This is a genomic window from Methylopila jiangsuensis (genome assembly GCF_027922305.1).
GTDB lineage: Bacteria > Pseudomonadota > Alphaproteobacteria > Rhizobiales > Methylopilaceae > Methylopila > Methylopila jiangsuensis.
In genome coordinates this window covers 191581-215089 of record NZ_BSFK01000010.1, presented here as the reverse complement: position 1 = coordinate 215089, position 23509 = coordinate 191581, and the positions used below count along the sequence as shown (strand labels likewise).

General features: G+C 69.4%; 15 protein-coding genes. 5 read left to right on the top strand and 10 right to left on the bottom strand.

The annotated features are described in order from the left end of the window. The first annotated feature begins 10 nt into the window (after nucleotides 1–10). From PKE85_RS10645 to PKE85_RS10635, 3 genes are read left to right on the top strand one after another with little or no spacing between them, the layout of a single operon-like run. Nucleotides 11–2086, top strand: coding sequence for a hypothetical protein (locus PKE85_RS10645; RefSeq protein ID WP_271204716.1), 2076 nt, complete (start codon nucleotides 11–13; stop codon nucleotides 2084–2086). A 44-nt stretch (nucleotides 2087–2130) separates the two neighbouring features. Then, nucleotides 2131–2805 carry a MarC family protein gene (locus PKE85_RS10640; RefSeq protein ID WP_271204715.1) on the top strand — a complete coding sequence of 225 codons (675 nt, stop codon included), beginning with the start codon at nucleotides 2131–2133 and terminating at the stop codon, nucleotides 2803–2805. Between the two features lie 52 nt (nucleotides 2806–2857). After that, a complete protein-coding gene (locus PKE85_RS10635) occupies nucleotides 2858–3163 on the top strand; it encodes a hypothetical protein (RefSeq protein ID WP_271204714.1) in 306 nt (101 codons plus the stop codon). A 7-nt stretch (nucleotides 3164–3170) separates the two neighbouring features. Here PKE85_RS10635 and PKE85_RS10630 read toward each other — a convergent pair whose 3' ends face one another. Continuing rightward, a complete protein-coding gene (locus tag PKE85_RS10630) occupies nucleotides 3171–3671 on the bottom strand; it encodes a GNAT family N-acetyltransferase (RefSeq protein WP_271204713.1) in 501 nt (166 codons plus the stop codon). A gap of 245 nt (nucleotides 3672–3916) precedes the next feature. Here PKE85_RS10630 and PKE85_RS10625 point away from each other — a divergent pair, with 245 nt between their 5' ends. Then, nucleotides 3917–4894, top strand: a complete 978-nt coding sequence (locus tag PKE85_RS10625) for a glutathione S-transferase family protein (RefSeq protein ID WP_271204712.1) — start codon at nucleotides 3917–3919, stop codon at nucleotides 4892–4894. A gap of 376 nt (nucleotides 4895–5270) precedes the next feature. Beyond that, nucleotides 5271–6152 (top strand): metallophosphoesterase family protein, encoded by an 882-nt coding sequence (locus tag PKE85_RS10620; protein WP_271204711.1) that lies wholly within the window; start codon nucleotides 5271–5273, stop codon nucleotides 6150–6152. Between the two features lie 314 nt (nucleotides 6153–6466). Here PKE85_RS10620 and PKE85_RS10615 read toward each other — a convergent pair whose 3' ends face one another. From PKE85_RS10615 to PKE85_RS10575, 9 genes are all read right to left on the bottom strand, one after another. Continuing rightward, nucleotides 6467–8275 (bottom strand): cytochrome P450, encoded by a 1809-nt coding sequence (locus tag PKE85_RS10615; RefSeq protein WP_271204710.1) that lies wholly within the window; start codon nucleotides 8273–8275, stop codon nucleotides 6467–6469. A gap of 71 nt (nucleotides 8276–8346) precedes the next feature. Beyond that, a complete protein-coding gene (locus PKE85_RS10610) occupies nucleotides 8347–9348 on the bottom strand; it encodes a DUF3047 domain-containing protein (protein ID WP_271204709.1) in 1002 nt (333 codons plus the stop codon). 160 nt (nucleotides 9349–9508) lie between these two features. After that, entirely contained in the window at nucleotides 9509–10309 is an 801-nt protein-coding gene (locus PKE85_RS10605) for a thioesterase II family protein (protein ID WP_271204708.1), read from the bottom strand. Next, the gene (locus tag PKE85_RS10600; RefSeq protein ID WP_271204992.1) at nucleotides 10306–12075 is read right to left on the bottom strand and encodes a fatty acyl-AMP ligase; all 1770 of its coding nucleotides are present in this window, start codon (nucleotides 12073–12075) and stop codon (nucleotides 10306–10308) included. The genes PKE85_RS10605 and PKE85_RS10600 overlap by 4 nt, the downstream gene beginning before the upstream one ends. Nucleotides 12076–12138: 63 nt before the next feature. Beyond that, the gene (locus PKE85_RS10595) at nucleotides 12139–12405 is read right to left on the bottom strand and encodes an acyl carrier protein (RefSeq protein ID WP_271204707.1); all 267 of its coding nucleotides are present in this window, start codon (nucleotides 12403–12405) and stop codon (nucleotides 12139–12141) included. Next, nucleotides 12402–14300 (bottom strand): acyltransferase domain-containing protein, encoded by a 1899-nt coding sequence (locus PKE85_RS10590; RefSeq protein ID WP_271204706.1) that lies wholly within the window; start codon nucleotides 14298–14300, stop codon nucleotides 12402–12404. The genes PKE85_RS10595 and PKE85_RS10590 overlap by 4 nt, the downstream gene beginning before the upstream one ends. Then, entirely contained in the window at nucleotides 14297–17230 is a 2934-nt protein-coding gene (locus PKE85_RS10585; RefSeq protein ID WP_271204705.1) for a polyketide synthase, read from the bottom strand. The genes PKE85_RS10590 and PKE85_RS10585 overlap by 4 nt, the downstream gene beginning before the upstream one ends. Nucleotides 17231–17261: 31 nt before the next feature. Further along, nucleotides 17262–22091: an aminotransferase class III-fold pyridoxal phosphate-dependent enzyme gene (locus PKE85_RS10580; protein WP_271204704.1), complete on the bottom strand. Its 4830-nt coding sequence runs from the start codon at nucleotides 22089–22091 to the stop codon at nucleotides 17262–17264. Between the two features lie 105 nt (nucleotides 22092–22196). Next, nucleotides 22197–23489: a flavin-containing monooxygenase gene (locus PKE85_RS10575; RefSeq protein ID WP_271204703.1), complete on the bottom strand. Its 1293-nt coding sequence runs from the start codon at nucleotides 23487–23489 to the stop codon at nucleotides 22197–22199. Nucleotides 23490–23509: the final 20 nt, after the last annotated feature.

The following is a 23509-nucleotide window of genomic DNA, read 5'->3' as shown; positions in this document are numbered from 1 at the left end:
GCTTTCGCGCATGAGCCTCGACGTCGCCTTCGCGCCGCTCATCCCGCCTCCCGCGCTGCTGGCGCTGGCGGCGGCGGCGCTCGTGGTCGCGGCGCTCGGCGTGCTCGGGCGCACGCGCGGCGCGTGGCTCAGGGCCGGCGCGCTCGCCTGCCTGCTGCTGGCGCTCGCCAACCCCTCCTTCACCCGCGAAGACCGGGAGACGCTGACCAACATCCTCCCCGTGGTGGTGGACCGCTCCGGCAGCCAGACGCTGGACGGCCGCGGCCCCCAGACCGACGCGGTGCGCCGGCAGCTCGAGGCGCGGCTGCAGGGGCTGAAGAACACCGAGGTGCGCTGGATCGAGGCCGGACAGGACGGCGCGGCCTCCGACGGCACCGAGCTGTTCAAGGCGCTGCGCGACGCGCTGGCCGACGTGCCGCCGGAGCGGGTGGCGGGCGCGCTGTTCGTCACCGACGGCGTGGTCCACGACGTGCCCGCCGACGCGCGCGATCTCGGCTTCACCGCGCCGCTGCACGCGCTGATCACCGGCCGTCCGGACGAGCGCGACCGCCGGGTGGCGCTGACGCTCGCGCCCCGCTTCGGCATCGTGGGCCAGACCCAGCGGGTGGCCTTCCGGCTGGAGGAGACCGGCCCCGGCGGCGGCGCGCCCGTGCCCATCGCCATCCGCCGCGACGGCGAGGAGATCGACCGCTTCGAGGCGACGCCGGGCGAGGTCACGAGCTTCGAGGCGCCCATCGCCCATGCGGGCGTGAACTACATCGAGATCGAGGCGGAGACCGCGCCGGGCGAGATCACCGACGTCAACAACCGCGCGGTGCTGCCCATCGACGGCGTGCGCGAGAAGCTGCGGGTGCTGCTGGTCTCGGGCGAGCCCCACGCGGGCGAACGCACCTGGCGCAACCTGCTCAAGGCGGACGCCAGCGTGGACCTGGTGCATTTCACCATCCTGCGCCCGCCGGACAAGCAGGACGGCACGCCGATCAACGAGCTGTCGCTGATCGCCTTCCCGACCCGAGAGTTGTTCATCCAGAAGATCGACGAGTTCGACCTCATCATCTTCGACCGCTACGCGCGGCAGGGCATCCTGCCGATGATCTACTTCGAGAACATCGCCCGCTACGTGCGGGACGGCGGCGCGGTGCTGGTGGCCTCCGGGCCGGACTACGCCGAGCCGGGCTCGCTCTACGAGACGCCGCTGGCGCAGGTGCTGCCCGCGGAGCCCATCGGCGGCGTGCTGGAGCGCGCCTTCAAGCCCGAGCTTTCGGACATCGGCCGGAAGCACCCGGTGACGCGCGGCCTGCCGGGCTCGCAGTCCACGCCGCCAAGCTGGGCGCCGTGGTTCCGCATGGTGGACAGCCGCGTGCGCGAGGGCGAGGCGGTGCTGAACGGCCCCGACGGGCGTCCGCTGCTGGTGCTGGCGCGGGAGAACGAGGGCCGGGTGGCCCTGATGCTGTCCGATCACGCCTGGCTGTGGGCGCGCGGCTTCGACGGCGGCGGCCCCCATGTGGACCTGCTGCGCCGGCTGTCCCACTGGCTGATGAAGGAGCCCGACCTCGACGAGGAGGCGCTGCGCGCCAGGGCCAACGGCCGCGTCGTCACCTTCGAGCGCCAGACGCTGAAGGACGAGGCGGCGCCCGTGACCGTGACGCTGCCCGGCGGGGGCGCCCGCGAGGTGGCGCTGACCCAGGCCGAGCCCGGCCTGTGGCGCGGGACCTTCGAGACGCCGGAGCTCGGCCTGCACCGGGCGACCGACGGCGCCCTGACCGCGCTGGTCAACGTGGGGCCGCCCAACCCGCGCGAGTTCACGGAAGTGGCCAGCACCACGAACCGGCTGGACAAGCTCGCGGCCGCCACCGGCGGCTCCGCCCGCCGGGTGACGCCCGAGGCCGGCGCGGAGATCGAGGTTCCGCGGGTGACGCTGGTGTCGGCCGGCGCGCGGGCCAGCGGCTCCGACTGGATCGGCGTGCGGCAGGCGGAGACGTCCGTCGCCCGCGGCATCGGCATCCTGCCGGTGTTCGCCGGCGTGCTGGGGCTCGCGCTGCTGCTGGGCGCCTTCGCGGTCGCCTGGGCGCGGGAGGGGCGATGACCCGCGCCTCCCCGCCTCCGTCGCGTTAAGCCGGGCCGCGCCCCATGCCCTGGATGGTCGACCTCGCCCAGCATTTCCTGCTGGCCTTCTCGGCGCTGTTCTCGATCGTCAACCCGATCGGCGGCGCGCTGATCTTCGCGCAGGTGGCGGGCGAGCGCACGCCGGAGCAGCGGCGGGACCTCGCCGAGCGCATCGGCGTCTACGCCGCCTTCGTGATGATCGGCGCGCTGTGGATCGGCGTCTATGTGCTGAACTTCTTCGGCGTCACGCTGGACGCGCTGCGCATCGCCGGCGGGCTGGTGGTGGCGGTGAACGGCTGGCAGTTGCTCTCCGCGCCCGAACGGCACGAGGACCGCAAGATGTCCCAGGCGGACGAGGCCCGCGAGGCCCCGCCGGACGTGGCCTTCTTCCCGCTCACCATGCCGCTGACCACCGGCCCCGGCACCATTTCGGTGGCGATCGCGCTCGGGGCCAACCGTCCCACCGCCGACGCGGCCTTCCTCGCCTACGCCGCGGGCGTCACGCTCGCCGCCGTGGCGCTGGCGGCCATGATCTTCGTCTGCTACCGCTCCGCGGACCGCATCGTGCGCCTGCTCGGCGGCGCGCGGGCCCAGGTGGTGCAGCGCCTGTCCGCCTTTCTCTTGCTCTGCATCGGCGCGCAGATCACCATCAGCGGCGTGACCGACGCCCTGCGCCATGCGGGCTTCGGACCGTCCTGACCGGCTCGTCCGGACAGACGGCCACGTCCACGAACCCGAAGGAATGTTCCTCATGGCGAACGCAGCGCGCGCGCTTCTCCGCAGCCTCGCCTGCCTGCTGTGCCTCGCCGCCGCCGCGCCGTCCTTCGCCGCGCCCCGTCCGCCCATGGCGGCGACGTCGCCGCTGGCCGCGAAGGACGACGACGCCGACAGGAACTGCCGCCAGGGCGCGCGCACCAAGGCCTTCGGCTGGATGCTGGTGGACTACGGCCTCGCCACGGCGAAATACGTGATCGGCCTGTTCCTGATCCCGGTCGGGCTGCTGCTGGTCTGCGTCGGCGTGGTGGTTGAGATCGTGGAGGCGGTGGCCTGCGGCTGAGGCGCCGTCAGGCCGCCCGGCGGGCCTCGCCGCCGACGCCCTCGGTGGCGCCTTCCGCCAGCGGGCGCCACAGCACCCGGCGCGGGTCCACCGGCCCCGGCAGCGCCACCCGCCCGTTCGGGATGCGCGAAAAGCCCACGCGGGCGTAATAGGGCTCGTCGCCCACCAGCATCACCAGCCTGTGCCCGCCAAGCTCCGCCGCCTTCAGCGAGGTGTCGAGCAGCGCAAGGCCGATGCCCTTGGAGCGGAAGGCGGGGTCCACCACCAGCGGCCCCAGCAGCAGCGCGGGGGAGTCGCCGATCAGGATCGGCGTCAGCCGGTTGGAGCCCACCAGCAGCGTGCCGACCCGCGCGGTGAAAGACAGGTCCGGCGCCGCGGCCACGCCCTCCCGCAGCCGATAGGCGGAACGGGCGAAACGGCCCGGCCCGAAGGCGCGCTCGTGCAGGTGGTCGATGGCGGCGGCGTCGCCGGGCTGCTCGTGAAGAATGGCGAGAGGCAGGGAGGTCATGGGCGCCTGGGGCTCGGTCGGTAGTCGGTCCTTCGGTCGGCCGGCGGCGCCATCGAGGCGTGTCGTCCGCTCAGCCGCGCGTCGTCGCCGCGCCGGATCGGGCGCGGACGGGGCGTCGTCGTCGAAGGAGGAGCGGGCGAAGCGTGACCATCACGACCGAGCGCGTAGCACGGCGCGCAGCCTGCCGCAAAGCGGCGAAACGCGCGCCCCGCCCTATATGCCGGACCTTACGGAAGGAGAGACCGATGGGCTTGCTCGTGGACGGCGTCTGGCGCGACCAGTGGTACGACACCGCGAAGACCGGAGGCCGGTTCGAACGGCAGGCGTCCCGGTTCCGCAACTGGGTCACCGCCGACGGCGCGCCGGGCCCCTCCGGCGACGGCGGGTTCCGGGCGGAGGCCGACCGCTACCACCTCTACGTGTCGCTCGCCTGCCCCTGGGCGCACCGCACCCTGATCTTCCGCCGGCTGAAGCGGCTGGAGGACCTGATCCCGGTGTCGGTGGTGGACCCGCGCATGGGCGAGGACGGCTGGGTGTTCGGCGACTTCCCCGAGGCGACGCCCGACGCGGTCAACGGCGCCTCCAAGCTCTACGAGGTCTACCTCAGGGCCGAGCCCGGCGCGAACACCCGGGTGACGGTGCCGGCGCTGTGGGACCGGGAGCGGGAGACCATCGTCTCCAACGAGAGCGCGGAGATCATCCGCATGTTCAACTCGGCCTTCGACGGGCTGACCGGCGACGATCAGGACTTCTACCCCGAGCCGCTCAGGGCCCGGATCGACGCCCTCAACGACGCGATCTACGACCGCGTCAACAACGGGGTCTACAAGGCCGGCTTCGCCACCACGCAAGGCGCTTACGGCGAGGCGTTCGACGCGCTGTTCGCGGAACTGGACGGGCTCGACGATCATCTCGCCGGCTCGCGGTATCTGGCGGGACCGTCCGTGACGGAGGCCGACTGGCGGCTGTTCACCACGCTCGTCCGCTTCGACGCGGTCTATCACGGCCACTTCAAATGCAACCTGCGGCGGATCTCCGACTATCCCAACCTGTCCGGCTACCTTCGCGAGCTTTACCAATGGCCGGGCGTGGCGGGCACGGTGAATTTCGCCCACATCAAGACGCATTATTACTGGTCGCACGCCACCATCAACCCGACGCGGATCGTGCCCAAGGGGCCTGAGCTTGACCTCGGCTCCCCTCATGGGCGCGAGGGCTTGTGAGCGCCGTCGCCAGGACCGCGCGAAAACGCATGCCCCTCATCCGGGCGCCCCACTGGTCAATCGTGCGGCGTTCCGCCTATATGCGCGGCAGGAGAAGACTGAAGCGCCCCCGGACGGGGCGTGGCTCTCCCTCTGGTGATCTGATGTTCTGGCTGTTTTCGTTCCGCTCGCGCGAGGCTTCGCCGGCGGAGTCGTCCTGGCGCAAAGCCTTCCGCGCGCCCCACGGCGGCGCGCTGGCCGCGCTCATGACCTTCTCTCGCGACTGATTTTTCCCGAGATTTTCTGATGTTCCTCACGCCGGCCGCGCCACGCGCGGCCGGCGTTTTTGCGCGCGAACGTCATCCCCTTTCCACGCTTGATCGGCTATAAGGCCGCCGTGACCGTTCTCGCCCATCTTTCCGATCCGCATCTCGGCCCCCTGCCCCGTTTCACCGCGCTGGAGATGCTGTCCAAGCGCGGCCTCGGGGCCATCAACTGGTACCGCCGGCGCCGGCGGTGGCACGACATGGCGGTGCTGGACCAGATCGTGACCGACGTCGTGGACGAGGAGCCGGACGCCATCGCCGTCACCGGCGACCTCACCAATCTCGGGCTCGAAGCCGAATTCCTGCCCGCCGCCGCCTTCCTCGGCCGGCTCGGCCCCGCCAGCAAGGTGGCGGCCATCCCCGGCAACCACGACGCCTATGTGCGCCGCATCGTCGGCGCGCCGAGCCGGGTCTGGGCCTCGCACATGAGCTGCGACGACGGCGGCGCGGGCTTCCCTTACGTGCGCCGCCACGGGCTGATCGCGCTGATCGGCCTGTCGTCGGCGGTGGCCACCGCCCCGCTCGCCGCCACCGGCGAGGTGGGCCCCGCCCAGCGCGCGGCGCTCGCCCCCCTGCTGCGCCGGCTGAAGGCGGAGGGCCTGTTCCGTGTGGTGACGGTGCATCATCCGGTGGCGGAGGACGGCACGCCCTGGCTGCGCCGCCTGCGCGACGCCGACGCCCTGCGCGCCGTGCTCGCCGCGGAGGGCGCGGAGCTGGTGCTCCACGGCCACAACCATGAGCCGACGCGCCACGCCGTTCCAGGGCCCAACGGCCCGATCCCGGTGATTGCGGTGCCGTCCTGTTCCGCCGGCCCCACCAGCCATGAGCCGCCGGCGGCCTACAATCTGTATGAGGTCAGCGGCGGCCCGGGCGGCTGGTCATGCGAGGGCGTCACCCGCGGCCTGACGCCGGACGGGACCATCGCCGAAACCGACCGCTTCCGGGTGGCGTGACGCGCCCCTCCCCGTTTCGGGACGATGCAGCCTAAGGCCACAGCCGTCTTCTGATGGGCGCCGACGAGCGTCGTATCGAGCAGCAGATGGTCGTTCCTCGATTCGGCGATCAGCTCTCGAACACGCGCTCCCGGAAGATCGCGCCAATGCGCGACCGCGCGCAGCGCCTCCACATCCCGGCCCTCCGGATCAGACAATCCGGAACTCACGGAGCCAGCGCTCACCTCCCCCAGGAGGCCTGAACGCAGCCCAGATCCAGGGAACACGCGGGACGGATTGGCGCCGGCCTGCGACGGCGAAACCATTGCGTGCAGCTACACCGTTTCCTCATGGTCCGCGCGCACTGGCGCCGCGGCTTTTCTCCCGCTGAAGATGAGGCGAACATGGGTGGGGATGAGCGTGAAGGCGAAGCGCTCTCCCACGGGCGGACCGTCCGGGTCGGGAACCAGGTCGAGCCGGCGGGCGATCATCGACATCACGGCCCGTATCTCCAGCAAAGCGAGGCTGCGGCCCGGGCACAGGCGCGGTCCAGCCCCGAACGGCACCATGACGTTGTCAAAGTGAGCCGCGTGGCGGTCCTTCGCCAGCCAGCGCTCCGGATCGAACTCCAGCGCGGGCGCGCCGTCGGGGTCGAGCAGGGTCGGCACGCGGGTGAGCAGGAAAACGGGGGTTCCGGCCGGCACGGCCACGCCGTCCATGACGACGTCGGCGCAGGCTCCCATCGGCCACACGGACGCCACCGGCTTGAGGCGCAGCGCCTCGTTGATGACAGCGTCATGATAGACAAGTCGGCCCGCCGTCTCGATGTCGGGCAGGATGTCGTTGTCCCCCAGAACCTCGTCCGCTTCCTGGCGCAGTCGGGCGAAGACGTCTGGACGCCGGCTAAGGAAATGGAGAATCCACACCATGGTGTTGGCCGTGGTGTCCTCGCCGGCGATGAGCAGCGAGAACACGTTGCCGAAAATGTCCTCGTTGCTGAGGGCGCCCTGCTCGTCCCTGATGAGCAGCATGGCCTCGATCACGTTTCTCGGCCCGCTTTCCGCGCCGTCGCGCCGCAGCCGCTCGCGGCTGAGACCGATGATGTCGTCAATGGTGACCTTGAGCTCCCGCAGGGCCTCGTCCAGCTCACGATCCCGTCTCAGCTTGAAATAGCGCCAGTACGGAAAGGCGGAGTTCACCCGGCGGCTGATCATCGGAAAGACATACTCAAGCCGCTGCTGAATGACGTCGCCTTCCTTCTCGATCGTGTTCATGTCGTAGTTGAAGGACAGGTTCGAGGTGACGTCGACCGTGTAGCGCATCAGGTCCGCCTGCACGTCGACCGGGCCGCCCTGCTCCGCCGCCCGATCCCAGCGCCGCATCAGCCGGCCGGTGATCTCCTGCAGCTTGGGAAAGAACGCCCGGATCTGGCGGGCGTTCAGCGCCTGGGCCACGACCTTGCGCTGGCGCTTCCAGACGCCGCCCTCGACCGAGAACAGGCCCTGCGCGCCCATCTCCTCGAACACCGCCTCGATGGTGTCGATGCGTCGGAAGTTGTGCGGACGCTCCCGCAGCACCATCCGGATCAGATGGGGTTTCGCGACCGCGATCGCGGTCTGCCCCATGATCTTGAACTTGAAGAACGAGCCGTGGCGCCGCTGCCAGTCCTCCATGACCACATGGAGGCGCTCCGGATCGATCTGATGGGCGTTTCCGATCACCGGAAGCCCTTTCGGTCCGGGCAGATCGTCGATCGCCATGGGCGCAGGCTCATCCCGCGCCGCAGCCGCGTCGGCGCTCGTCGCGGAGCCCGCCCGCCGCTCCAGCACGAGCGCCCGGACGGCGTCCTCGTCCGCGAGCACCGCGCCCTCCGTCACGCGGACCGGGATCGCGCGCAGGCTGACCGCGGGTTTATGACGGCACCGCCCGGAGACGCCATCGAAGGCCCAGCCATGCGCGCGGCACACGATGTGGCCGTCGTTGACGGCGCTTTCGTGCAGCATGGCGCCCTGATGCGGGCAGCGGCTTTCGAACAGGGCGACCTCGTCCCCCACGCGGAGAAGGACGAGATCGATGCCTTCCATCACCACGTGAACGGGCGTCTCGGGGGGAAGCTCGGAGAATTGGGCCACGGTCTTGAACATGGGCGCGCCTTTCAATCACGCGTTTCCGGCATGGCGATGGGGCCGTTCGCGGCACGGCCTCGCTCTCCGGCTCAAGGGCCGATGACGGTCTCGCCGGCCGAACTCGCCAGCCGGATGTTCCGGTACGACGCGACGCCGTTGCGGCGCTGGAACGGGCTGAGCGCGATGATCCAGACCCCCACGATCCGGCGGGGAATTTCGCCGCCCACCGCCCGGCGGTAATCCGCAAGGATCGATCGGGCGTCGGAGACCCAGCGGCCGATCTCGTCCGGACCGGACCGGACGACCACATGCGTCTCCCGCTGCTCCCAGCCTGGAATGGGGCAGCGGAACGTGGTCTCGGGCGGCAGCGACGAACTCCAGAAGTAGGTCAGGTCCTGGCCGTTCTCGAACTCCACCGCGATCGACATGTAATCGTGCGTGATCAACGTGTTTTCCGGCGCCGGCGAGGGCAGGCTGCGGACGACCCATTCCCACGACAGGCGCGCGGCGTCGTCGAGCGGCGCATCGACCGGATGCTTGATGATGCCGGAATCCGCCGTGCAGTCGCAGGCGAGCGCCGTCCCGCCGTCCTCGTCCACCGCCTCGCAGAAGATGTCCGTGCGGCCCACGCGCCACAGATGCTCCCAGCCCCGGGGAAGAGGGCGCGACGCCTTGATGCGTCCGATCTCCGCCGCGGCGAGGCCGGTCCCGTCCCGCGCGGCCAGATGGGCGAGGCCCTCCGTCGCCGCGCCCTCCCAGACGATCGCCGCAACGGTCAATCCGCCGTCCATCGGCATCGCCGGCGCATCCGGGTCGAGCGCGCCGCTGTCGTCCAGCCACTGGCCGGCGAGCCGGCACGCCAGTTGCAGCGGCCCCGAGCGCTCGGCGCGGAAGCTGGTGGTGCGCCCGGCGGATTTCGCGATCCGTCCGTCCCCGATCCTGTGCCACAACGCGGCGTTTCCGGCGATGCGGATGTCGTATTCCCGAGACAGCCAGATCACCCCTTCGGACAGCAGACTGACCTCCTGCCCGGCCTGCACATGAAGCCCGGTGTCGATCCACTGGTCGTTGTCGGCGTCGAGCCGAAGCACGACGCTCGCTTCAACCTCGCCGTCGCTCCGTTGAAGCGCGCTCTTCAGTGTCTGCGTTACGGCCTCATGGCGAGGCTCATGGAGAACGTCGTCGAAAAAGCTCATCTGTTCCTCTCCTTTCGCTTTGTTTTTATTCATCTTTCGTCATTCGCCGCCGGGCTCACGCGCAGCGCGGCAGCCTTTGCTCTTCGCTGTCAGCCGGAGGACGATCGAGCCGGATGCGATCGATCCGACGGACGACCGCCGACGGATCGCGCATGGCGCTGAAATGTCCGCCCTCGATCATGGTCAGGGTTCCGCCGGGCGCTCCGAGCAGCCGCCAGCCCAGCATCGGCTCGAAGCCGACGGCGTCGTCCTCCAGAGCGCCGATCGCGTGGACGGGCGTCTCCAGCGGGGGCCTCGGCCGGTGAACGTAGCCGCGCAGCAGATCGAAATCGGCCTGCAGCGTATCGGAGACCATGCGCATGTAGGCGTCGTCCGCCAGGATCGCGTCCGGCGTGCCGCCCAGCCCCTTCAGATAGGCGCGCACCGCCGGGAGCGATCCGTCCGGAAGCCCGTCCCCCTGGGCGCGCGCCTGCGGCGCCCGGCGCGCGACGACGATCAGCCCAAGAGGAGCCGGAGCGCCCCGGTCCCTGAGCGCAGCCGCGGCCTCATAGGCGATCAGAGCGCCAAGGCTGTGTCCGACGAAGATCCAGGGGCCGGCCCCGAAGCGATCCAGGCCCGCCGCCAGATCCGCCGCGACCGCCGCGACGGAAACCGCGTAGGGCTCGCCGTAGCGCCGCCCCCGACCGGGCAACTCCGCGGCGACGAGGCCGTAACGCCCCTCGAAGGCGCCGCGCCAGGGGAGGAAGCTCTGGGCGCTCCCTCCCGCAGCGTGGAAACAGGCGACGCGCGGGCGGCCCGGAACCTCGTCGCACAGCCGGGTCCATGCGGCGTCCGGAGGCCTCCCGCCCGCCGTCACGCCGCCGCCTCGGCGGGCTCGAGACCCTTGATCGCGCCTCCCACATACAGTTGCCGCATCAGCCCGCGCTGCACCTTGCCGCTGGTGGTCTTGCACATGGCCGACGGCGGAATGAACAGCAGCCTGTGGAGCGACACCCCGTGATCCGCCGACACGGCCCTGCGGACGGCGCGCTCGATCTCCGGCCGCCTGTCGGCGAGATTCCGCTTCAGCGAACGGTCGACCTCCACCACCGCGACGATCAGTTGCTCGTCGCCCTGCTGGGCGTTGAACGCGGCGCAGGACAGGGTGCTGGACTCGCCCAACGCCGCCAGCGCGCCGACGACCGAATACTCGATGTCTTCAGGGTGGAGATTCCGGCCTTCCGAGATGATCAGATCCTTGATGCGCCCGCAGACGTAGACCTGAAAGTCATCCGGATTGACGAAGCCGAGATCTCCCGTACGGAGATAGATTTTCGTGGAGTCGCCTGCAATCCTGGCCTGGAAAACCCGCCTCGACTCCTCGGGATTTCCCCAGTAGCCGATCCCGATGGTGGGACTGTTGATCCAGATCTCTCCCACTTCTCCGTCCGGCAGGCGCCTGCGGGTTTCGGGGTCGACGATGGCGACCTCAACCTCCCACGACGGCTCGCCGCAGCCGACGAGAAGCCTCTCCTTCTCGGGCGCCGAGGGCGGGCGCGCCTGTCCGTGCTGCTCCAGCGCGTCCACGTCCACGGCGGCGTAGCGGGGCTTCTGCCCCACCGGACCGGCGGACAGGAACAGAACCGCCTCCGCCATGCCGTAGCAGACGAGGAAGGTTTCCGGCCGGAATCCATGCGGCCCGAAGCGATCGGAGAAGCGGTCGAGCGTCGTCGGCCGCACGATGTCGGAGCCGTTCAGCGCCAGACGCCAGCGCGACAGGTCGAGCCCCGCCATCCGCTCCGCCGAATAGCGCTCGGAGGTGATGTCAAAAGCGAAGTTGGGGCCGCCCGCCACCTCCGCCCGGTGCTTCGCGATCAGTTCGATCCAGAGCATCGGCTGGCGGACGAAGGTGTTCGGCGCCATCAGCACCGTGTGGTTTCCGATGACGATCGGCAGCAGTATGGCGCAGATCAACCCCATGTCGTGATGGTGCGGCTGCCAGAACACCATGGTGGATTCATCGTTCAGACGAAGCGTGTCTCGGATCATCCGGCAGTTGGTCGTCAGATTGCCGAAGGTGATCATCACGCCCTTTGGGTTGGACGTGGAGCCGGAGGTGTACTGCAGATAGGCGACGGCGTTCATATCCACGGCGGAACGGGACGTCGGCGGCGCGCCGGCGCCCGGCTCCAGGGCATCCGTCGCGATCCACACCATGTCCGCCGCTTCGGAGCCCTCGAAGCTCGCCCGGAATTCGTCGATCTGAGCCGACAGCCCCAGCGCGAGCCGCGCGCCGCAGTCTTGGATGATGCGAACCGATCGCTCGGCGCGGCGCCGGGACGGCAGATTGACCGGCACGGCGATGCGCCCCGCCATGAGGCAGCCGACGAAGGCCGACACGAAATCGAGGCCCGGGGGATAGAACAGCATGATCCGATCGCCGGGCCGGCTCGACAGGGCGAGGCTCGCCGCAACGGCTTCACAGCGGCTCCAGAGCTCGCGATAGGTCAGCCCGCCGGTTTCCTCCCCATCGTCTCCGAGAAACGTGAAAAGCGTCTTCTCCGGCGTAAGCCAGGCCCGAAGCGCCAGAACATCCTGCACCGGCAACGCGCCAGCTGCGGAAAAAATCTCATAATCCGTCATCCCGGATTTAGCGAACATCTTATTCTCCCCGCTCTTATTCGCAATTCAACTTCTACAAAACCATCATGTCATCACGGCATTTGACACTTTCATCTCAAATAATTTTTTCGCCAGACTTTCTATGGTTGGATTTGAAAATATCAGGGTCGGATTTATGCGCACGCCGATCTTGTCTTCAAGCAAACCAATAAGTTTTACACCCGACATGGAGCTCATTCCGAATGAGCCAAAGGGTTCACTGAAATCTATTTCTGATGGCGAGATGAAAAGCTCCCGCCCTATATAGTCGGCGATATAATCTTCGATGGCCTCGACGCTGTGCAGGGTCACGGTCGTCCTCCCTCGTTGGGCCGCCCCGCGAGGAACGGCGTCAGCAGCATGTGGGCGATGCGCGCGGCGGAGAGCGGCCCCTTCGTCGCCTCCGCCGCGATCCAGGCGCGTGCGGCGTCGAACGCCGGATCGCACGGGATCAACCGGCCGGCGAGGTCCGTCATGGCCTCGCGCAGCGTCGCCCGGTCGCCGCGCCGTTCGGTCGGCGCGCGAAGGTAAAGCGCCTGCAGGCGGCGCAGCTCGGCGACGGACGTCTCGTCCGGACTCCACGCGAGGGTCTGTGTGGCGAGCCCCGGCAGCCAGCCGTCGGGACACAGCGCGACCCTTCCCGCGCCCGCATCGCGCGCCGCCGCCCGGACGTCGCCGTCAAGGCGCGCCTCGTCCGCCAGCAGCATCACGGCGCCGGCGGCGACGAAGTCGCAACCCGCGGCGAAGGCCTCCTCCGCCGCCCGCGGGTCATCGATCCGCGCGGCCGCTCCGATGAGCACGCCGCCCTCCGGACGGCCAAGCCGCCGCGCCGCCGCGCGTCGCTCCACGGCTCGACGGAGAGCGGCCTCCGGATTCCCCTCCTGCGCGCGCCAGAGACCGGCTTCGACGCAGATCGCCGCCACGAAAGGCCGCCCATCCTCCGCCTCCGCGTCGAGGAAGCCGTCGACCGCCTCGGGGCGGTCCGTCCGCACGAAAAGCCGCCGGGCGCGTCCGTCGGAGGCCGAAGCCCGATAGCGCCTGACCGCATCCGACGGCCGCTCGTATCCCCGAAGCTCGAGGTTCTGCACCCCCACGCGGATGAACAGATCGGCGCGCCGCCGCTCATCGTCGCGCCGCAGCGTCAGAGCGAGCGAGGCCCCGACGCGCGGCGCAAGCGCCGGGTCGCGCAGAAGCTCCTGCAGCTCCGCTTCCAGACGGTCGTCAGGGACGCCCTCGCCGTCGAGAAACGCCGTGACGTCCGCCCGCGCCAGGGCGCCCACCATCTCCGGTCCGGCCATCCCGCGCCCGAGCGAACCGGCGACCAGAGGACGCCCGAGCGGGCCTTCCGCCCGCCGCGCGGCCGGGGGCGCCGTCCTCCGGATCTCCTCCGTCATCCGGGAGAGAACGCCCGCGCCGGGAAACTCGACGAACACGCTCGCCCCCGCCCGCAGCAGAGCCCCGACGCAGCCGCTCCAGCGCACGGGGCTCGCGATATGCCTCGACAGCACGTCGCGCAGGTCTTCGCCGGCGTGAAGTTCGCCCGTCAGGTTGAGCGCCACCGGGATCCGAGGCGGCGCGAAGGGGACCAAGCGGACGACGTCGGCGAACGCAGCGGCGGCCGTCCGCATGGCGCCGGTGTGAAAGGCGCCGCTCACATTGAGCCGCACGGCGCGCCGGCCCATCTCGGCGCAGCGTCGCTCCAGGCGTTCGAGCGCCGCGCGAGGCCCGCCGACCACCGTCTGGGTCGGCGTGTTGAAATTCGCGGCCTCCAGTTCGGCGAGTTCGGGGAGACGCAGCATCTCCTCGACCTCAGCCGGAGAAGCGCCGACGACCGCCGTGAGGCCGCCCCCGTCGGCGCGGGCCATGAGCGCCGCCCGGCGCTGGACAAGGCGCAGCCCGGTCTCGAAATCGAACACGCCCGCGGCCGTCAGCGCGGCGTATTCGCCGACGCTGTGTCCGGCCACAAAGGCGGGCGCGCCGTGGACGTCCGCGTCCTGCAGATAGGCGAGCACGGAAACCACATAGATCGCCGGCTGGGTGAAGGCCGTGCGCGAAAGCTCGTCGCGGGGGTCTTCCAGGCACAGTTCGGCCACGCTGTAACCGAGCGTCCTGTCGGCGATCCTCACCTGATCGGGAAAGCGCGCGAACAGCTCCCCGCCCATGCCGCGCCGCTGCGCGCCCTGCCCGGAGAAGAGCGCCGCCCTCACGACGCGATCCTGTGGATCTCCGCCCCGGCCACAGGCCGCCGCGGCAGGGCGAAACGGCGCGTCGCCCATTCGCCCACCGTCAGGACCTGAGCGCCAGACGCGCCGAGCGCGGCGAAGGCGACGGCGTCGCGTCCGCTTCGGACGAAAGACATCCGCGCGACCGGCTCCGAGGCCGCGGAATCGAAGCGCAGGGAGCGGACCCGCCAGGGCAGCGGGAGCGCGTCCGCCGACAGCGCCGGATCCAGCAGCCATGCGGCGCCGAGCGTCGCCGTAACGGTCAGCTGCGTCCAGAAGGACGCGTCGCGGGCAGGTCGCAGATCAAGCTCGAACTCGAGCGTGTCGCGCCCTATGCGAACCTGTCGGACCGGGCGATGGCGCTGCCCCGGCGCAACGCCCGCCGCGGAGCACAACCCGTAGAAGTCGGCGCCGGAGATCGAACCGATCGGATCCGACCGGGGCGTCTCCATCGCCAGGGCGGGGCCGTCCGCCATCCTCGCCTCGAGGGCCGCCCAGGGCGCAGATCCCGGAGCGACGCATTGCGCCACCCGCTCCGTGGCCGCCTCGCGCACGATCGCTTCGCCGCTGAAGTCGGCCGGGCGCGCCAGCAGGACCTCGGACAGCGCGACGACGCCTCCGCGCGCGGCCAGCCGATCGATCAGGGTCGGCGCGGCGGTCAGAGACGAGGGCAGCGGCCGCACGGCGGCGGCCCAGCACTCCCGCCAGGCCGCGTGGATGGAGCCCTGTTCCGGCGTCCGTTCGCGAAGGACGGCCGGGGACGATGGCGGCGCCTCGCGCCCTGCGCCGCTCCGGTCTCGCGCGCGGTACCAGACGCGCCGAAGGGCGAACGGGTAGGCCGGCAGAGGCGTCTTCGGCGGGAGCGGCAGATCGGGATACAGCTCCGGCCAGGCGATGTCCGGCGTCCTGACCGCCGCCCAGTACCGGGCCCAGCGCCAGAGATCGTCCGCGCTCGCCTCCGACGCCAGCGCCTCAGGCCGCGCGACCGTCTCGCCCCGACCGCGGACGGAGGAGCGGACCCACGGGCCGTCGGACGCCGGCGCCGCGAGAAAGCAGGACAGCGCCTCCACAAGTTCGGCCGTGTCGCCCGCCACCAGCGCGAGACGCTCGCTCATGGCGTCACGTCCGAACAGGAGCGCCCGCGACAGGCGCGCGAGATCGAGCGCGGCGACATCCGCGGCGGGCAGAGCGGCCGCGCAAAGCAGGCGCGCCGTCTCGCCATCCTCCGTCTCCGCGCCGGGGACCGGCCCGCGCGCAGCGATGGCGGCGCAGAGGTCGTCGAACGTGACGCAATCGCGAACGGTCTCCAGATCCACCGGCGCGCCGATGCTCCGCCCCGCCTGCTCCAGCGCCGCGGACAGGCGCCCGGGCGTCACGCCGGCCGCGGCGAGCGGCGTGTCCCCCGAGACGTCCAGCGCAAGCGCCTCGCCCAGCAGGCGCGCGATGCGCTCGCGCTCGGAGGCTCCGGGGACGGCGCGAAGCGTCGCGACCAGCTGGGCCGCTCGGGCCCTGAGGCCGGCGGCGTCCTTTCCCGAGAGCGCGATCAGAAACGGGCGGCGGTCGCGCTCCTTCTGTCCGTCTGCTCCACGCGGGGCGCGGAACTCCCTCAGAACCGCGTGGGCGTTCACGCCGCCGAAGCCGAAGGAGCTGACGCCCGCCGCGAGCGGCTCATCGCCGAGCCTGTTCAGCGCGGTCTCGCGGCTCGCGACGCGGAAGGGAGCGCCGTCAAGATCGATCCGCGGATTGAGCCGGTCATGATGCATGTTGGCCGGCAGCCGCCCTCGCTGCAGCGACAGCGCCGCCTTGATCAGCGAGGCGATCCCCGCGGCGGCCTCCAGATGGCCGATCTGGCTCTTCAGGCTGCCCAGAGAAATCGTTTCCCGACGCGACGGAGACGATCGCGCCAGAGCGAGCTTCAGACCTTCGATCTCGATCGGATCGCCGAGGGGCGTTCCGGTGCCATGGGTCTCGACGAAGGCGGCCTCGCTCAAGGGCCGTCCCGCCTTGCGCCAGGCATCGGCGATGACATCCGCCTGCGCGGAGGGATTGGGCGCGGTGAAGCCGTGCGCCCGGCCGCCATGGTTCTCGGCTACGGCCTCCACCACGGCGTAGACGTAGTCGCCGGCGTCGAGAGCCGCCTCCAGCGGGCGCACGACCACCGCCGCGACCCCCTCGCCGCGCACATAGCCGTCGGCGGCGGCGTCGAAAGCGCGGCAACGCCCCGTCGGGCTGAGCATTTCGGCCTTGGAGAAGGCCACGTAGAGCTCCGGCCCGAGCAGAAGATTGACGCCCCCCACGATCGCGAGCTCGCATTCGCCTTCGCGCAGCGAGGTCACGGCGCGGTGAAGCGCCACGAGCGAGCCCGAACAGGCGGTGTCGACGACGCTGCTCGGTCCACGGAGGTCGAACAGGTAGGAGATGCGATTTGCAATGGCTGTCAGCGCCATGCCCGTGCCGCGGTAGGCGTCGATCTCCGCGCCGTGCTCCCGCATGAGCGCCGGGTAATCCGCGTTGCCGACGCCGACGAACACGCCCACCTTGCGTCCGGCGAGGCTCCGCGGGCCGATCCCGGCGTCCTCCAGCGCGTTGTGCGCCGTCTGAAGAAAAAGCCGCTGCTGGGGATCCATGCTCTGGACCTCCTTCGGCAGCAGGCCGAAAAAGCCCCCGTCGAAACAGTCCACATGATCGGCGAAGCCTCCCCAGCTGGAGTAGGACGTCTCGCCGTCCCCGGATCGCGTTCCGTGTACGGCGCGCCAATCCCAGCGGTCGGAAGGAACACGGCCGATCACGTCGCGCCCGGCCTCCAGGTTGTCCCAGAAAGCCGCGAGATCGGGCGCGCCCGGAAACCGGCCATGCATGCCGACGATGGCCATGGGGGCGAGCCCGCCCCGAGCGAATGCGCGGGCGGCGGTCATGCCGGTCCCCCCTTGGCGAGCGCGGCCGACATCAGCGGCTCCCGGCGAAACTGAGGAAGGACAGCGGCGCGCGCTCCGCCGCGCCCTGCGTGCGCCTGCGGCCGCGGCGCATCTCCAGGCTCAGGTCGCGCATGTAGGTCGGGCCATGCAGGTAGTATTGATTGCGCAGGGTCGGAACATACTCGCGTTCGATCCGCTTGCGCTCGGCGGCGATGTCCTCCATCTGCCGCTCCGCGCTCGGAAGCGCGTATTCGCCGGAAAAATACTGCGCCGCGAGCTGGCTTTGCCTCTCCATGATATCAAGGAACCCCCAGGTGATGGCCTGGAAAAGTCCTATGAAGACAATATTGTCTATGCCGGGATGAAAAATCCTCTTGTAGAGCTGAATAGTGTTGTCCGAGGCGTCGATGACGCCGTCATCCAGGAAGGGAAAGCTCGTTCTGTAGCCGGTGGAGTAGATGATCGCGTCCACTTCGATCCGGTCTCCGCCGGCGAGGTGGACCGTCCTGCCCTCGACCCGGTCGACGCCCGTGACGATCTTGAGCTTTCCGTCGCCGATGCGATTGGGAAGATTCTCCGACATCGTCGGCAGGCAGGACATCATCCAGTGGTCGGGGCGTGGCATGCCCAGACTGCGGTGTCTGGCGATAAAGAGGTTGTAGGTGGTCGTCAGAAGTATTTCGTGAAGCGGATAGGGAAGAAGCTTCTTCACCCACCATGAATTGAGGGGGCCGAGCGCCTTGTCGATCCGCATCCCGAACAGGTAGTGGGGAAGCACGTAGACGCCTCTCCGCACGGCGAGATACGTCATGGCCGCGTCATGACTGACGTCCACCGCGATCTGCGACCCGCTGTTGCCGATTCCAACCACCATCACCCGCTGATCCCGGTATTCGTGCCGGCTGCGGTAATGCTGCGAATGCGACACCGTTCCGGTGAAGCGGCTGACGTCGAACTCGGGAACCGCCGGCTGGTTGTGATGCCCGTTGGCGACGGCGAGCGCGTCGAACTCCCGCGTGTCGCCGTCGTCCAGCGTCACCTCCCAAACCCCATCCGTCCGCCGCTCGGCGCGGCGGACGCCGCAGCCAAGATGAATGTGCTCCCTTAGATCATTCCGGTCGGCGTAGGCCTCCAGGTAGTCCTGCACCTGCTGGCGGGACGGATAATCCGGATAATCCTGCGGCATGGGCATGTCTGCGAACTGGTAATGCCCTTTCGGGGTGTTCATGTTCAGGTTCGCCCAGGTGGACGTATGCTTGCGGTCAGCGTCGTAGGCCCAGATTCCGCCCAGATGTTCGCGCTTTTCATAGCAGTCGAACCGAATGTTCTTGTCCTTGAGCGCTTTGGCCATGGAGATGCCCGCGACGCCCGCGCCGATGATGCAGACGCGAAAATCCCGCCTGCCCGCGGAGCGCCCTTTCGTCCCCGCCGCCGGTCCGGACGCCTCGCCTTTCGCCGCGCTCTCCGCGCTCAGCCTGTTGAGGAAGCTTGCGGTCTTCATGTCGCCTCGCTGCTCGCAGTAGCTGGCGCAGCCGCTCAGCACGCCCGCCGGTCCGGCGGCCAGAGCGCGGTCCAGCGCGCCGATGATGAGGTCGATCTCGGTCCTGCTGATCGTGAGCGGCGGCGCGAACCGAAGGCAGGCGTTGTGCAGCGGGCAGACGACGACGGCGACGCCGCCTTCGGGATCCCGCATCAGGCTGCCCCAAAGCAGATAGCCGAAGCTCTGCTGGACGAAGGCGGGGAAACCGGAAAGATCGAGCTCGATGGTCAGAAGCAGCCCTTCGCCCCGGATCTCGCGGATGATCGGTCGCCGGGCGCGGAGATCTTCGAGGGCCGCTTTGAAATAGGCGCCCTGTTCGCGCGCCTCCCGCATCAGATCGCGGGCCAGGATGTCGCGCAGCGCGTGCGCCGCGAGATGGGACGACAGCTGGCAGGCCCGACGCCGGCGCTCGGCGAGCCAGCCGCCGCCTGCCGTCTCGGCCCGGGCGAAGACCTCGGAGCGGCCCAGGACCACGCCCATCGGCAGCAAGCCGTCCGTCACCGCCGTGCCGAGCACGACGATGTCCGGGCGCGGCGACAGGGTTTCGCTGTGCAGAGGCCGACCGGTCCAGAACGCGGTCTGGGTCTCGTCGACGCCGACGAGATAGCCTCCCGCGCCCCGCAGGCGCTCGACCGTTTCGACCAGATCGGCGGGCAGCGGTCGGGTGGCGTTGCCCTCGACCTGGAGGGTTTCGAGCCAGACCAGCGCCACGTCGCCGGACGCGAGCTCGGCCTCCAGCTTCGCTCCCGCATCCGCCGCGCCGGGATCGATGAAGGCGACGTGCGGATAAACCGGCTGGAACGGCGCGCGGAAACTGTCGAACAGGGGATCGTGAGCGACCGCCGCGCTCGCAAGCGAGAACGCCGCGCCGCCGCTGAAGGCCACGATCTTGGTCCGCCCGCGGGAGGCGGCGAGCGCGAGAGCGACGCCGGCGTCCAGCGCGGCGACATGGCTCGCGGCCGGCAGGGCGTCGTCGAAGCCCGTGAGCTCGCACAGGGCGGCGCGCAGGTCGCCCCAGTAATCGTGATCGCGGTCATGACCGCGCGCGACCGCGTCGATCACGTCGAGCGGATTGAGCCCCCGCGGACAGGAGCCCACGTTCGACAGGCAGTCCACGATTTCCCGCGACGGACCGCCCTCGGCCGGGATCACGCGCGACCGGCTCCCCCGCCCCTCATAGAACCGCGCGTCGAAGCCATGCATCCGGGCGACGCGGGCGTAGCCGCCATTGCCGTGGGACAGGTGGGCCGCGTGGTTGGCCTCCGGATCCCTTCGGATCCGGCGCAGGTTGCGGGCCTGATCGTCGGTCACCGCGATCGTGCGCCGCAGATGGTCCAGGATGGCCCGCGACGCGAAGCCCAGATTGGCCATCGGATGCCGCACATAGCCTTCGTTCGGCGTCATGGCCCAGGGATTGCCGATCGCATCCCGCGTCGCCATCGCGCCGGACGGCGCCTGGGCGCCGCTGACGGATTCGCCCAGCACGACGATGTCACAGGCGGTCGCGGAGCGGAACGACAGCCAGTCGGACGGCGCGACGCCCGGCCCGTCGCGATCGACGAGAATTGCGGCGGCGGAGCAGCTCCGGGCGAGACCGACGAAGCGGGCGAGATCGTCCGGCTGCGCCTCCTGCGTCGCGACGAAGACCAGCGCGGCCGCGCCGGCGCCTTCCGCAAGCGCGGACCGCGCGGCCGCCAGCGAGGCCACGATCTCGACGCCGGGGGTCAGCGCCTCCGCCGCCGGTCCCCCGACCGGGTTGAAGCGGCGCTCCCACACGCCGCTCGGGTCGATCATCACCGTTCGGCCGTCCGCGCCGCCGGACCTGTTGCGGGCGAGATGGCGCGCGAAGCGGATCGCGGCGTCCAGCGCCTCCTCCTGCGACGTCAGGAAGAAGGACCGGTAGCGCTGCGGCTCCGGCTTGCCCGCGTTCAGGCCGATGTCGAGCAACAGCGCCGCCTGCGCCACGTCGGGCGAAAGCAGAATGGCGTGGCCCTGATCTCCGGCGCGGACGTAGTCCTCGAGAGCCTGCAGCGTGTCGTCCGAGGCGGGGGCGTAGACGGCGGTCCCGGACGCCCCGTCGTGCGGGACCGTCTCCTCCCGCCAGAACTCCAGAACCGCCTCGTTGAACGCGCGATGATGGGTGAAGCCGACCAGATGGCCTGCGTCTGGAAACGCCCGCGTCCGCGCGTTGGGTAAGCGGGCGGCGGTTTCCGCGGCATGAGCCGACGTCATGTAGCGGTCGCGATCCGCGGACACGACCAGCGCCGGCAGATCCAGCGCGCTCAGCCGGGCCCGGAAATCGAATCCCGTCGCCACCCGGCCATAGGTCGGCAGGGCCGACATCGGCCAGCCCCGGTTCAGCTCCATGAAACGGGGACTTTTCTGAAGCTCCCGCATGAGGGTCGAAAAATCGTCTGCGCCTTCGGAGGAGGAGGCGCTGACGCAGATCGCCAGCCGCGAGCAGCGCGCGCGATGCCGAAGGGCGAAGGCCTGCGCCAGCACGCCGCCGAAGGAATAGCCCAGAACGGGAACCGGGCCCGCGACGCCGAGGGCGTCCAGCAGGGCGGCGGCGTCGTCCGCAAGGCTGTCCAGGGTGACGCCGTCATAAAGCGTGGCCCCGCCGCAGCCCGGCATATGCATCATGATGAGCCGGCGGTCAGCGCCCCAAGCCTCCAGCTGCAGCCGCCACATGACGCTGAAATGCATGACCAGACCGCCGAGCAGCAGGACCGGCTCGCCCTCTCCGTAGACCGCGCACTCAAGGCGGCCGCCTCCCGGACGGGGGAAGTCATGCACCGTCGCCGCCGCGACAAAGGGCTCCCGGCTCGCGATCTCGTCCGCCGCGGGCTCCATCGGGGCGGACACGGCGAAGGACGCCTCGGGCGACGCCGGCGCGGCCGCCCACAGATCTTCGATGGACGCCGCGCGGTCCGGCGCCGCAGGCGCGGGCTCGGGCGCGTCCGCGGACGCCGTTCCCGGCGTCGCGGCGGCGACCAGTCTCAACGGCTGATGGCGATAGATGTTCTCAAGTTCGGGACCGTAGCTCGTCGCAAGATATTCCGTGAAAGTCGCGAGATTCTGGAATTCAAAGAAAATGGTCGGAGGCAAAGAGATCTTGAATTTTTCCGTGAACGCCGTCGCGAGCTCCGTCGAGGCTATCGAATCCAGCCCGTAGTCCATCCAGGACTTGTCCGGCGACAGATCCTGGAGCTGCAGCTTCAGCACCGAGACGAGAAGCTGGCCGAGATCCTGAGACACCCGCGCCTTGAGGCCGGCCTCAGCGGAGGAGCGCCCCTCGACGTCGTCAAGACGCTCCAGCAACGCAAGCGCCTCATCTACGCTCAATGCGTCAGCCCCGGAATTGACATTACGCTCCGGCGTGATCGGATCCATCTTCACCATGGGCGCGTCTCTCCACATCAACCGTTATTTCGACAATTCAGACGAAATGAAGTTTATTGTTTTTATGAACTTCCACAGGTCGACTTCATGAGAGTGCCGACTTGTCTTCATGAACCGATCCTGCCCGAGGTCGATTTGGGCGCCGCTGCTCTGGATCGATTTGAGCCGGATCCAGCCGGGACTTTTTTCATTTTTTGAAATCAGATATTTTGATACAAATTTTCCAACTATATTTGCTATATTTCCAATACCTGATGGCGTATTCAAGTATCCAACGTAAATAAGATTGTCGTATCGACCTGAAAGCACTTTCAGGAAGGCGCCGCCAAGATCCGCCTTCGCATCAAAGCCGGCGCCGGACAGGAACGGCAGATCGACGCCGTAGCCGGTCGCCCACACGATCACGTCAATCCGCTCCCGACGCCCGTCGACGAACTCGACGACGCCGCCGTCCAGACGGGCGACGTCCGGCGCCGGCGCGATTGCGCCATGCCCGATGTGATAAAGGATTTGGGAATTCATGATCGGATGAGCGGCCTGAATGCTGTGATCAGGCTCCGGAAGACCGAAATCTCGACCGTCGAACCCGGCGAGCTTGAAGACGTCCGCCACATGCGACCAGTATTCATCGGCGCCCCGAAACTGGGGCGAGATGTCCATCAGCCATTCCTGGGTCGGCTTTCCGGCGATGAACTTCGGCATGTAATGATAGCCGCGGCGGGTGGAATGAAACACCTTCGCGGCCACATGAGCCGCATCCACGGCGATGTCGCAGCCGGAGTTGCCGCCCCCGACCACGAGCACGCGCCTGCCCTCCAGCGCGGCGCTGGAGCGATAGTCGGCGGCGTGCATCGTCTCGCCGTCGAAGCGCCCCGGATAGACCGGCGCGAACGGCTTGCGCAGCAAACCGGCGCAGACGACAAGAGCGTCGTAAAACGCCTCCTCGCCGTCGCTCAGGGTGACGCGCCACCCGCCGTCCTCGGGCGCGGCGTGCAGGACGCCGGCGCCGAAGCGGATCGCCTTGCGGACGTCCGCGGCGTCGACCACGTCGTTGAGGTATTTGAACATCAGGGAGTTGTGCGGGTAATGCGGATAGTCATCCGGCATCGGATGATCGGAGAACTGGGTGTTTTTCTTTGAGCTTATGAGATGCGCGGAGCGGTACATCTTGGACGCGGGACCGTCAGGCTGCCAGTTCCCGCCCACATCCTTCGTGGCCTCGATGACCTCGAAATCGAGCCCGTCCTTTCGCAGCGCCCGCGCGACCCCGATCCCGCTCGCCCCCGCGCCGATGATTCCGATCCGCCCTGCGCTCATCCCGTGTGATCTCCCGAAGC